Annotated in this window: 9 protein-coding genes; all 9 read right to left on the reverse strand. The window is 47.8% G+C overall.

What is annotated here, in order from left to right:
* Window positions 1-55: 55 nt before the first annotated feature.
* Window positions 56-1,339, reverse strand: coding sequence for a UDP-N-acetylglucosamine 1-carboxyvinyltransferase (gene murA / locus NST40_RS23720; protein ID WP_036683642.1), 1,284 nt, complete (start codon window positions 1,337-1,339; stop codon window positions 56-58).
* 205 nt (window positions 1,340-1,544) lie between these two features.
* Window positions 1,545-2,657 (reverse strand): undecaprenyldiphospho-muramoylpentapeptide beta-N-acetylglucosaminyltransferase, encoded by a 1,113-nt coding sequence (gene murG, locus NST40_RS23725; protein ID WP_076217862.1) that lies wholly within the window; start codon window positions 2,655-2,657, stop codon window positions 1,545-1,547.
* A gap of 5 nt (window positions 2,658-2,662) precedes the next feature.
* Entirely contained in the window at window positions 2,663-3,760 is a 1,098-nt protein-coding gene (gene spoVE, locus NST40_RS23730; protein WP_036683647.1) for a stage V sporulation protein E, read from the reverse strand.
* Between the two features lie 49 nt (window positions 3,761-3,809).
* On the reverse strand, window positions 3,810-5,231 hold the full coding sequence (gene murD, locus NST40_RS23735) for a UDP-N-acetylmuramoyl-L-alanine--D-glutamate ligase (RefSeq protein ID WP_342410054.1): 1,422 nt from the start codon (window positions 5,229-5,231) through the stop codon (window positions 3,810-3,812).
* 3 nt (window positions 5,232-5,234) lie between these two features.
* On the reverse strand, window positions 5,235-6,200 hold the full coding sequence (mraY, locus tag NST40_RS23740; protein ID WP_036683653.1) for a phospho-N-acetylmuramoyl-pentapeptide-transferase: 966 nt from the start codon (window positions 6,198-6,200) through the stop codon (window positions 5,235-5,237).
* A gap of 21 nt (window positions 6,201-6,221) precedes the next feature.
* The gene (gene murF / locus NST40_RS23745) at window positions 6,222-7,628 is read right to left on the reverse strand and encodes a UDP-N-acetylmuramoyl-tripeptide--D-alanyl-D-alanine ligase (RefSeq protein ID WP_342410055.1); all 1,407 of its coding nucleotides are present in this window, start codon (window positions 7,626-7,628) and stop codon (window positions 6,222-6,224) included.
* On the reverse strand, window positions 7,625-9,112 hold the full coding sequence (locus NST40_RS23750; RefSeq protein WP_038572864.1) for a UDP-N-acetylmuramoyl-L-alanyl-D-glutamate--2,6-diaminopimelate ligase: 1,488 nt from the start codon (window positions 9,110-9,112) through the stop codon (window positions 7,625-7,627). Before NST40_RS23750 ends, murF begins: the two co-directional genes overlap by 4 nt.
* 55 nt (window positions 9,113-9,167) lie before the next feature.
* Complete coding sequence (locus NST40_RS23755; RefSeq protein WP_076136530.1) at window positions 9,168-11,093, reverse strand: stage V sporulation protein D; 1,926 nt, start codon at window positions 11,091-11,093, stop codon at window positions 9,168-9,170.
* Between the two features lie 79 nt (window positions 11,094-11,172).
* Entirely contained in the window at window positions 11,173-13,407 is a 2,235-nt protein-coding gene (locus NST40_RS23760; RefSeq protein ID WP_076217859.1) for a penicillin-binding transpeptidase domain-containing protein, read from the reverse strand.
* Window positions 13,408-13,415 lie beyond the last annotated feature (8 nt).

A 13,415-nucleotide genomic window follows, 5' to 3' on the forward strand; every position in this document is an offset into this window, starting at 1 on the left:
TCCGTAATAAGGCCCTGTCTCCTTCTCTGGGAGATCTGGAAGGAGACAGGGAGCTTTAATTGGCCAAATCAAGTGGATCCGTTACAGGCACCTTACGGCTTATACGCGCGCCAAGCTTCTGAAACAGCTTCTCTATTCCATCATAACCACGGTCAATGTGATGCGCTTGCTCAACGACCGTAGTCCCTTGTGCAGCAAGCCCGGCAATGACCAGAGCTGCACCCGCCCGCAAATCAGTAGCTTCCACAGTAGCACCATACAATCTCTGAACGCCGCGAATAAACGCACGATTCAAATCGATAGAAATGTCAGCACCCATCCGGGCCATTTCTTCCACATGTTTGAACCGTCCCTCAAACACCGTCTCCTTGATCACACTGAAACCATCGGCGAGCGACAGCAGCACCATGACCTGAGATTGCAGATCCGTCGGGAAAGAAGGATAAGGAGAGGTTACAATTCTCTCAACCGCACGCGGACGCCCCATGCAGCTGACATTAATTATATCATTGCATACTGTGATTTGAACACCAGCCCGCTTAAGCACATGAATAAGCGAAGTCAGATGCCCGGCGTTCGTATGTGTCAAGGTCACATTCCCACGTGTAGCTGCCGCAGCAATCATTACAGTTCCAGCCACTATCCGGTCTGGGATTACCTCGTACGTACAGGGATATAAGTTTTTGACACCCTGGATCGTAATGGTATCCGTGCCTGCACCGATAATCTGAGCACCCATACTATTCAAAAATTGCTGTAGATCCTGTATTTCCGGCTCTCTTGCTGCTCCCGATATCGTCGTTGTCCCCTCTGCCTTGGCGGCAGCCATCATAATATTCTCCGTGGCTCCAACACTTGGATAGTCGAGATGAATATCACTCCCTACAAGCTTTGAGCCCCGACAGGATATTCGTCCGTTGCTTTCCTCGATCTCCGCCCCCAGTGCTTTAAGACCCTGCAAATGAAGATCGATTTTACGCTCCCCGATCGCACAGCCACCAGGCTGATAGATCGTTACCTCACCAAATCTGGATAACAGCGGTCCCATTAAAAAAATGGAAGATCTCATCTGCCGCATCAAATCCTCAGGTACATGAGATGTCCCCACGGCTGACGTATCTATCGTCACCGTATCCTCTTGATGCACGCACCTGCAGCCCAGCCGATCCAAGATGTCTAGCATAGTCTCGATGTCCAGCAGCTTCGGCACATTATGCAGTGAGTGAACTCCTTCGGCCAGCAGGCTTGCCGCTAGAATCGGCAGCGCCGCATTTTTTGCTCCATGGATACGAATGGTGCCTGACAGGGGACTTCCACCCTCAATCACCAATTTGTCCAATGTATCACCTCCGAGATTACCGCTCACCCACCACAAACACTTCCGATACAAGGTCATATGAAATGTACAAGATTATCCTGCACTACCTTTCAGGTTAGGAAGTGTCCTGGGTGATTGTCACGATTATAGGATTATCCTATGTTCGTTCCTCCAAGTGTGTGACAGAGAGCTGCCAATAAGGAAAAACCTCTCAAAGGTTAATGGCTTAAGACTGTTTACCGGCTAGTCTTCGGAGTTCGTTAGTGACAATGGCAGCAGAATCCCTTTTGCCCAGTCGTTTGGAAGCCGCGGACATTTTTTGGCGTACAGCTTCAGTTCCAATGATTGCTTGCACAGCTTCATAAAGCGCCTTACCATTCAAATCCTTCTCAAGCAGCACCACAGCGGCCCCTTCGCGTTCCAGCTGTCTTGCATTCGCCTCTTGGTGATTGTTCGTCACATTAGGAGAAGGGATAAGTACAGAAGGAATACCCAGCGCTGTAATCTCAGCGAGAAAGGATGCCCCCGCCCGATTTACGATTAAGGAGGTACAAGCCAAGACCTCCGGCATATTGTGAACATAAGGTAGGACATGCAGCCAGTTCGGTGTGCTACCCAGCTTCTGACGCAATTCAGCACGGGTATCCTCAAAATAAGGCTCACCTGTAACGTAAACATAATGAACACCATTACCCTTACCCACAAATGGGGCCATTTCAATCATGGCTTTATTAATAGCCTTAGCCCCTTGACTGCCGCCAACAACCAAAACAACCGTGCTGTTATCCGGAATGCCCAGCGAGGCAAACCCCCGTTGTGGACTAGCCGTAGTAACCGTCGTTGCCCGAGGATTACCTGTGTAGATTACGTGCTTGCTCCCCGGAAAAGCAGATTCTGTCCCTTCAAAGCTTACGGCCACTGTACTCGCGTAACGACTTAGAAAACGATTTGTTAAACCAGGGATAGCATTTTGCTCATGGATCAAGGTTGGGATGCCCAGCCGGGATGCAGCGTAAACGACTGGACCACATACATAACCGCCTGTACCAATTACAACATCAGGCTTAAACTCTCTTAACATTTCTTTGGAAGCCTTAACGCCCTTTAAAAAACGCATCACCGTCTTGACGTTGTCCATGGACAGCTTGCGCCGAAAGCCAGTGATGTCGATAGATTTGAAAGGGATATTCTCTTGGGGAACAAGCTTGCTCTCTAAGCCACGCGTTCCACCAATATACAGGAAGGTAGATTCACTATCTTCTGATTCCAGTTGTCTAGCAACAGCGACTGCGGGATAGATATGACCACCCGTGCCTCCGCCGCTTAATACGATACGCATGTCTTTCACCTCGCATAACGGGATAAGTTCAATAGAATGCCCAGGGAGGTTAACATCAGTGTAAGCGAAGAACCTCCATAGCTAATCAGAGGAAGCGTAATGCCTGTTACAGGCATCAGACCAATGACCACACCAATATTAATAATGACTTGCACAGCCACCATACAGACGATGCCAACGGCCAAATAGCTCCCAAAACGGTCAGGCAGACTCATCGCCACCTTCATTCCGCGCCAGATTAGAATAAGAAACAGGATCAACACTGCCAAACCACCGATAAACCCCAGTTCCTCGGCCAATATAGAAAAAATAAAATCGGTCTGCGGCTCAGGTACATAACTGTACTTCTGCCGGCTCATTCCAAGTCCGAGACCCCCGAGCCCTCCAGGCCCAATCGCGTATAGCGACTGAATAATCTGGTAGCCTGCACCGAGGGGATCGGACCAAGGATCAAGAAAAGCGGTGATCCGCTGCAACCGGTAAGGTGCTGCGGCAACCAAAGCAACAAAACCAGCCACCCCAGCTACTCCTAGTGAGAGTAGATGTTTCATTCTTGCCCCAGCTGTAAAGACCATCATCAAGGCTGCGCCAAACATAACGGTACCTGTACCCAGATCCGGCTGGAGCATAATCAGTGCAAAAGCTGACCCGATAAGCGCTAACGGTGGAAGTAAGCCACGAGTGAAGGAGGTGATATCATACTCTTCTTTTCCCAGCCAATTCGCCAGAAATAGAATCATCCCCATCTTCATGAACTCGGAGGGCTGAATCCCGAAGGAGCTGATTCCGAGCCAGCTGCGCGCTCCCCCGCGAACTACACCAATGCCGGGAATAAGCACCATAACGAGCAGGATAAAGCAGACAATCAGTGCCGGCTTAGCCAGCTTTTTTAACACTTTGTAGTCTGTATTCGCTGTAACAAACATTGCAACAAGTCCCAGTCCTGCAAACAAAAGCTGCCTCTTTACAAAGTAAAACGAATCTCCATAATTGCGGAAGCCTAAAACAGATCCGGCGCTGTATACCATCACCATGCCGATCACCAGCAGAGAAAGAATGGGAATCAGCAACCAAATATCGGGAGCATGACGAGTTTTGTTCATCAGGAGCACACCTCTTGCATCCGTAGTAGGGGCTTATCCACCCCCCTACTTAAAGGTTATGCACCGCCTCTTTAAAAATACACCCGCGCTCTTCATAGGATGTAAACATATCCCAACTAGCACATGCAGGAGACAGGAGAACGATATCTCCTTCTTCCGCCAGAGCGGAAGCTTCCCGCACAGCTGCTTGCAGCACGGCGGCGGCGCTCTCCCCATTATCGACGGAGATAATCTGCTTTAATCCTGCCAGCTGTGCTACATTTATTAGCTTGTCCTTGGTTTGTCCTAACGCCACCAAAGCTTTGACGCGTCCGCTCAGGACAGGCAGCAGCTCCATATAATCGGAGCCACGGTCTAATCCGCCAGCGATCAATACCACCGGCCGCTGAAACGATGTCAAAGCCGTAATTGTCGCTTTGGAGTTCGTTGCTTTGGAATTGTTATAATAAGCGGCTCCAGCCTTATCAGCTACATACTCCAGGCGGTGCTCCACACCGCGAAAAGAAGAAAGCACTTCGCTTAATAGAGAGGGGTCCGCTCCAGCGGCAATAGCAATTCCACAGGCAGCCAGCGCATTCCCCACATTAAAGCGACCCGGAAGGGCGATGGAATCCACATCCGCGATTATCGTTTCCTTGTCCGCAGATTCGCGATAGATAATGTGGCGCTTCAGCTCATCATCTTGCCCCGTAATGTAGGACGGGCTAACAAATACTCCATGAGGCAGCTCCTCAAACAAGGAGAATGGAAGAATCGAAGCCTTCATATAGGGTACAAGTTCCCGGCAGACAGGATCATCCCAGTTCAGCACTGCTGTATCCGTAGCTAATTGATTAGCGAACAGCTTGGTTTTGGAATCCACATAATCTTTCATGCTTCCATGATAATCCAGATGGGTCTCTGCAATATTCAGCAGACAGCCTATCTTAGGGCGGAAGGTCTCCGTACCTTTAAGTTGAAAGCTGCTAAGCTCAACTACCATCCAGTTATCCTCGGTAGCCTCTTGTGCAGCCTGACAGAGAGGCGTACCAATGTTGCCCGCAATTATAGGGTTCATTCCCGCAGCTTCCAGCATATGGCCTACCCAGGTCGTCGTTGTCGTCTTACCATTGGAACCCGTGATCCCGATCATCGGCGCTGCACAAAGTCGATATGCCACCTCTACCTCTGTGACCACTTCAATTCCAAGCTCAATTGCCTTTTGTACAGGGGGCGCAGAATAAGGAATGCCTGGATTCTTGATTACCAGACTTACACCTTCATCAATAAGACCTTCCGGATGCCCACCGCATATAACACAAATTCCCAAAGATTCCAATTCGGAAGCTTCGGGACTTTGATCTCTTTCCTTTTTATCATTCACCGTAACTACAGCGCCGCGTTCATGCAGCACTTTAGCCACCTGGACACCGCTTTTAGCAAGCCCAAGAACCACAACTTCTTCACCACGATACTTATCTGGATGTTTCATTCTCTACAACCCCTTGCTAATAAATAGTCCCACAGCAGCCAACACCAAGCTAACCGCCCAGAACGAAATTACCACACGCCACTCCGACCAGCCACCAAGCTCAAAATGATGGTGAATCGGGCTCATTCTGAATACACGTTTGCCACGGGTTTTAAATGAAACGACTTGAATCACAACGGACAACATTTCAATTACAAAAACACCGCCAATGATGAGAAACAGCAGCTCACTCTTCGTGACAATAGCAATAGCACCTATCGCGCCACCAATACCAAACGAACCCGTATCCCCCATAAATACTTTAGCAGGGTGGGCATTAAACACAAGAAAGCCAAGTACAGCACCAATCATGGCCGCAGCACATACACCTGCCGCAATAGACGTAGCCTGCATTGCCACCACCGCGTATGCGGCCAAAGCAATGGCACTAACTCCGGACAACAGTCCATCGACTCCATCTGTAAAGTTAACGGCATTCGTCACTGCCATCATCATAATAATGATGAATGGATAATAGAACCAGCCACCCCAATCAAAGCTGAAATCAGTACCTGGTACGCTGATACTTGTACTGTGTCCGGCATAAATCAGAAGACCGCACATCAGAGCACCAACCAGCAGCTGTCCAAATAACTTTTGACGTGCTGTGAGCCCTAAGGAACGCTTAAATACAATTTTGATATAGTCATCCAAAAACCCGATCAATCCAAAACCAAGCGTAGCTACGAGCAGTACGTAAAAATCTGTATTCACCACAGAAAATTTCAGATAAGACAAGGTAAAAGCTACGATAATCACGATACCGCCCATAGTCGGCGTTCCCGCTTTCTTCAAATGGGTTTGCGGTCCGTCATCTCGCACCTGCTGTCCGAATTTCATCCTGCGCAGAAGCGGAATGAAGAGCGGAGCGGCAATGACCGCAAGGATAAAGGAAACAGCAATAGTCAATAACAATAGTTGATAATCCATGGGTACACCCCCTCCAATGATTTAGGTCTGTTGAATATCTTTATTTAGGCTCTGAAGCACTTCCTCGAGCTTCATTCCTCTTGATCCTTTAAATAGAACAATATCCTTAGCACTGCATTTCTCTAGAAGGACAGCGGTTAGTTCCGCTTTATCTGTAAAAGCTTTTACGCACTCTTTGCCGAATTTCTCTTCTGCTGCTTTGGCAATATGAACGGATAATGGTCCGTAAGTACATACAAAATCAGTTAATGAAGGGTCAAGGTAGTAGCCTATTTCTTGATGAAATTCTACTTCCTCCGGCCCAAGTTCCAGCATGTCCCCGAGCACAGCGATTTTATTGCCACTGCATTTCATAGATTGCAGGACATCTATAGCCGCCTTCATAGAAGAAGGGCTGGCATTATAAGCATCGTTTAAAAGCGTAAGTCCGGAGGAAGTCCGAATCACTTCAATCCGCATGCCCGTCAACTTGAGCCTGCTGAGACCCTCCTTCATATTCTGCTCCGTAACCCCAAAATGACGAGCAACCGCTAGTGCAGCCAGAGCGTTAACAACGTTATGCTGACCTGGCAGCGGTAATGTAAAAGCATGTTCCTTATGACGGCTTGACGTGAACGTCATGCCTCCAGTATGGGACATCATCCCTGTTGGATAATCATCATTATCCTCATTTAGACCAAATCGGAAGGTTCTCATCCCTTCTGGAGCCTTAAAAGTGGACTCTTGCATTACCTCAGTCAGCAGCGGTTCGTCACCATTATAAATCAGCAATCCCCCCGGCTTCAGCCCTTCAGCAATCTCCAGCTTGGCGCGGGCTATTTCTTTACGTGACCCCAGCTGCAGTAAATGCGACTCGCCTACATTAGTAATTACCGCTACGTCTGGTTCAGCCAAAGAAGCCAGCAGAGCAATTTCTCCCCGCGAGCTCATCCCCATTTCAAGTACAGCGATCTCTGTATCCTCAGCCATGGATAAAATAGTAAGCGGAAGACCGATATGATTATTGAAATTCCCTGCTGTCTTATGCACTTTGAACTGCACTTCAAGCAGAGACATAATGATATCTTTTGTTGTTGTTTTCCCGTTACTGCCCGTAACAGCGACAACCTGTGGAGCCACTTCCTTCAGATAAGCAGCGGACAACTTCTGAAGAGCCTCTAGTGTATCTTCAACAATAATAACTCCGCCACCTTCAGGTACCGGTCCTTTATCGCGTTGCCACAAGGTTGCACCCGCACCAGCAGCCAGTGCTGCGGCAGCATAGTGGTGACCATCGAATTTGTCTCCAGATAGAGGCACAAACAGGCAGCCGGGTGTGATCTTACGGGAGTCGGTAACGACTCCCGTAAGGGTTGTATTCATAGCTTCGACAGCAGCAGGTTCCCCTGCGCACATGGCAGCAATATTTTCAAGCGTTCTTGTAATCAATAGTTTCGGCCCCTTATAACTTCTTTAGCGACGATGCGGTCATCGAAATCATGAACCACTCCGCCAATCAGTTGATAGGTCTCATGACCTTTCCCCGCAATCAATACTACATCGCCAGGGCTTGCCATTTCAATAGCCTTCCCGATAGCTTCTCGGCGATCAACAATCATATGATACCGGTCAGAGGTGACTCCATCCTCTACTAGTCCTGCTTCTATATCCTTCAAGATTAGTTGAGGGTCCTCCGTCCGGGGGTTGTCAGAAGTTACGAATACCATGTCGCTATATCGTGCAGCGATCTTCCCCATTAATGGACGTTTCGTCCGGTCTCTGTCACCGCCACAGCCAAATACTGTAAGCACTTTGCCGGTAGCAAATTCGCAGACCGTTTTTAATACATTCTCTAGCCCGTCTGGTGTATGTGCGTAGTCAACGATAACAGCAAATTCCTGACCTTCGTCCACTGACTCCACCCGTCCAGCTACACCATCGATTGCCTCAAGACTAGTCTTGATATCAGCCAGAGAGACATCTTCCAATAAAGCAGCTGTAATCGCCGCGAGTGCATTGTAGACATTGAACTTACCAACCATACGGAGCGAAATGTCCGTCTTCCCCTTAAACGTATCTACATGGAAAAAAGTTCCTTTTGCTGTGATCGATATTTGCGAAGCTCGGACATTAGCGTTGTTATCAATGCCATATGTAATCACTTCCGCCGCAGTTTGGGCTGCAAAATATTGACTGGCTTCATCATCCGCGTTCAACACCGCATATTTGCGTTCTTCCTTCCACGGAGAGATCACATTTCCCAATCTGGAGAAAAAGAGCCCTTTAACCGCCCGATACTCCTCCATTGTATGATGATAATCCAGATGATCTTGGGTTAAGTTCGTAAAAATTGCCGTACGGAAGTCCGCACCCTTCACACGTCCTTGCTGAAGTGCGTGAGAGGATACTTCCATTACACAACATTCCACACCTTTGGAAGCCATATCATGAAGGGAACGCTGCAGATCTAGCGATTCTGGAGTTGTGCCTGACATAGGGTAGCTTTTGCCGTCATAGCGCATTTGAATCGTTCCAATCAGACCTGTCTTCATATTCTGATCCTGCATAATCCGCTCAATGAGATAAGTCGTTGTTGTTTTGCCGTTTGTGCCCGTCACTCCGATCATTCTCATCCGGCTGCTAGGTGAGCCAAAGAAAGCATTCGACATGACAGACATCGCAAACCGGCAGTCATCCACAACAATCTGCGGGATATCAAGCTCCAGCTTGTGCTCACATACAATAGCCGCCGCTCCGGAGGCTACTGCTTGCGGCGCATATTTGTGCCCGTCCACGGTGTGCCCAGGCAAACAGATGAATAGATCTCCCGGGCCTACACGGCGGGAATCCGTCTGAAGATCAGTAATCTCCACATCTCCATCCCCGTATAGTTGCGAAGTAGCAAGACAAGCAGATAATTCGTTAACTTTCATAGTAATCCCTCACTCTACATTTTCGGATACGAGCTGAAACCTTATACCTTAATCATTATTCACTAGATGCTCCCATATAAATCCTGATGGTTGAGCCCTGTTCTACTCTGGCCCCAGCCTTAGGAGCTTGATTGATGACCGTATTTCCTGTGCCTGAACGTGCAAGATTAAAATTCATATTTAAATCCTCATAGATATCCTGCACCGTTGCTCCGGTAAGATCAGGTACGGTCACTATCGGAGTTTCGCCATACTTATAAGTTTTGGGAAGCTGATCACTGCGCTCCGGAATCTTCATATAGTGCAGCGAGTCTTCCAAAATATTTTGCACGATTGGAGCTGCAACCACACCCCCAAATTGAATCCCTTTCGGATTATCCACGGCAGTGTACACAACGATCTGAGGATCATCCGCCGGCGCAAAGCCAATAAAAGAAACAATGTGCTCTGTTGGAGAATAACGTCCATTTACAACCTTCTGTGCAGTACCCGTCTTGCCACCTACACGATAGCCGTCAATAAAAGCCGGCCGTCCTGTGCCTTTGGCAACCACGCTCTCAAGTGCTGCCCGCACCTTCTTGGATGTTTCCTCCGAAATGACCTGCCGCACAAGCTCTGGCTTCACCTCTGATACAGTCTCTCCAGTAACCGGGTTAACCCATGCTTTTGTTACATGCGGTTTATAGAGATTACCGCCGTTGATAGCCGCGGATACCGCAGCAATCTGCTGAATAGGCGTAACCGAAACCCCTTGACCAAAGGCTGTAGTCGAAAGCTCTACCGGACCTACTTGATTAAGCTTGAACAGAATACCATTAGCTTCCCCATTCAGATCAATTCCCGTTTTGCTGCCAAAACCAAAATCACGAATATATTTGAAAAGTGATTCTTTTCCCAGCCGTTGCCCTAAGGCGACAAACCCAGGGTTACAGGAGTTCTCAACTACCTGTAGAAAGGTTTGACTACCATGACCGCCCTTTTTCCAGCAGCGCAGTTTTGCGCCCGCCACCTCGATAAACCCCGGATCATAGAAATGATCGTTCTGAAGATCTACTTTACCTTCCTGCAGCGCAGCAGCCAGAGTGATGATTTTGAACGTTGAACCAGGTTCATAGGTCATCCAGATAGGCAGATTCCGGTTGTAAATCTGCGCATCATATTCCTTGTATGATGCTGGTTCATACCCCGGTCTGCTAGCCATGGCTAGTATCTCACCATTCTTCGGATTCATAGCTATAGCCCAAGCACCCTGCGCCTGATATTTTACCATAGCCTGATCAAGCTCACGTTCCATAATGGACTGGATCTGTTTATCAATCGTCAGCTCCAGATTAAGTCCGTCTTGAGGGGCAGAATATTTCTCAGATGAGCCAGGCATAAGTCTTCCGCCCGCATCAGACAAATAAGAAATATTGCCGGCTATACCTTTGAGCAGATTGTCATATATACTCTCTACTCCTGTAATACCCTGGTTATCTATACCTGTGAAGCCTAGAATATGCGCGGCTAAATCGCCGTAAGGGTAATACCTTTTGCTATCCTCAGCGACAACGATGCCCGGCAGCTGCAAATCACGGATGCTCGCGGCAAGATCCATCGTAATTTTGCGGCCGCCGGGCTGAAGTTTCACCGACATTTCTTTTTTGGACAGCAATGTCATCAGCTTCTCCTCAGTCATCCCAAGCAGTGGAGCTAATTGCTGTGCTGTCTTTTGCTTCTCTTTTACCTGCACCGGTACTGCATACACTGTAGGTGTGGTGATATTAGAAACGAGCGGCACACCTTCACGATCCATAATTTCACCACGTTTAGCGGTAAAAGGAATATTGCGGCGCAAGGAATCTTCTACCTTCGCAGTCAATTCCTCCCCTTGAGATAATTGCACATACGCAAGACGCACGACCAGCGAACCGAATAACACTGCCAGTCCCAGCAATGTCCACAGCATTCTCCGCCGTGTTACGACTTTGGAAACCTTCATTCCGTTCTCCCCCACTTTCAACAATAGACATGAGCTCTTATCTTCATGACTATTCGGGACAAACAGGGGTTAGAACAAGCTATGTTCCGCTCTCGGAATCTGTCCCCTCATCAGCAGGCGGGGCCACGGGAATATCTTCGCCATAATCATTTAAAGGCTTCATTTTCAAAGTGACCAAGGTCTTGCCATTTTGCGTGCCTACAATCTGTTCTGAGACGTAACCTTCACCGTCTACCGCAATCTCTACTTTTAGTAGAGTTAGAATTTCAAGTGCATCACGCAGGGATTCCCCTTTTAGATCTGGAATGGTAGGCTGAGCCCCCTGCGGACTTAATAAATAGATCCGTTGCCCTGTAGCAAGCTTCGTACCTGCCTCAGGATATTGACTCTCTACAGTAGATCCTTCACCGACCACTACATAATCGAAGCCTTGATCCAAAAGCGCTTCTCTTGCTTCCTTCATCGTCTTGTCTGTTAGATCTGGTGTAGTCCGAAGTGCGACTGTTTCAGTCTTAGCCGGCTTTTTGCTGCTGCTATCACTAGCCTCAGACGCCAGCTTAGGTACTCCCATGTATTGCAGAGACTGGGATACAATCTCTTTAAATACTGGAGCAGCTGCCTTACCGCCGCCAACCTCAACGTTCGGTTCGTCAATAATGACAATAACAGCGATCTTTGGATCATCAACAGGAGCATAACCAATAAAGGAGACAAGTACTTTGGATTTCACATAATCCTTACCTTCAACCTTGATAGCCGTTCCTGTCTTACCTGCCACGCGATAGCCGTCAATATAAGCGTTGCGGCCTGTTCCTTTTACTTGGTCAGCAACAACCTGCTCCAAATATTCACCCGTTTTCTTGGCGCTTTCCTCATCAATCACCTGACGCACTACACTAGGCTGAGTAACCTTTGTCTCACCAGTGTTAGGGTTTGTGACCTCCTTAACTACATACGGAGTCATCAACTTCCCCCCATTAGCGATAGCAGATACGGCAACTAGCTGTTGAAGTGGGGTTACTAGCACTTTACCGTGTCCATATGCGAGTGTCGCAATTTCTATAGGACGTCCAAGGTTAGGGTTAACGACCCCGCTTACTTCTCCTGGCAGATCGATTCCCGTTTTCTCATTGAAGCCAAAATCATTGATATACTGTAATAGCTTGTCCTGTCCGAGCATTTCATATAGCTTAACGAATAGAACGTTACTAGAACGTTTCACACCTTCAAGAAAACTGATTTGCCCCCATCCAGCATGATTAATATCATGCAGTGCCTTACTATATCCCTTTATCCGGATGGACCCGGACAAAAATGTCGCAACAGGATCAAAAAGCTTTTCTTCTACTGCGGCGGCAAGCGTTACAATTTTGAAAGTGGAACCAGGCTCGTATTTAGATTTAATAGCATGATTATAAAATCCCGCCCCATCGGCCCCGGTCTTCCAAAATTCATTTGGATTATAGGTAGGCATATTGGCTAATCCCAAAATCTCCATCGTGTTCGGATCAGCAGCAATGACACTCATACTTTTTGGCTTATATTGCGCATACGCCTTTTGCATGGCCTCTTCTATATAATGCTGGATCGTACTATCGATTGTAAGCTTGAAATTACTTCCATTTACTACTGGCTTATAGGTATCTTGTGAATCCGGCAATTTCACCCCTTGACCGTCACTTTGATAAAGCAGCTTGCCATCGGCACCCTTAAGCTCCGTATCAAAGTATTTTTCCAGTCCCATGATAGCATTGCCGTCCCTATCTGTATAACCTAAGATATGTGCAGCTAATTCATCTTTTGGATAATATCGTTTCTGCTCTCTAACAAGCCCAATACCGGTCTCTTGAATTTTATGTTCTTTACCTAGGGCTACATAAAATTCTTTCACCTTATCGGCAAGCTCCTGATCAATCTTCCAGCCTTCATTACGAATTTCCCGGTTCTTGAGGTAAGCACCCGTCTTTTCGTCCTTGGCTTCAACCAGCTTACGCAGCTCATCCTCTGGTTTGCCGAGCAATTCGTGTAATCCTGTGATGACCTCTTCCCCGATGCCTTGTTGTTGAATCACTTCAGGATTCACCACCACGGTATAAGCAGGGACATCGCTAGCGAGCACACTCCCGTTACGGTCAGAAATCGTACCTCGCTCCGCTTTGATAGTTGAGGTATGCGCCCAAAGTGTGGCGGCCTTTTCCTGCCATTCCTCACCTTGCATAACTTGAATCCAGAACACTCTAACGATCAAAACAAGAAAAAAGAGGGTAATACACCCTCCTATAAACAGCGTGCGAAGTTTTATTCTTTTCAGCATAAGCGAAC

Source organism: Paenibacillus sp. FSL R10-2778, assembly GCF_038593035.1.
In the GTDB taxonomy this organism is placed as follows: domain Bacteria; phylum Bacillota; class Bacilli; order Paenibacillales; family Paenibacillaceae; genus Paenibacillus_AQ; species Paenibacillus_AQ odorifer.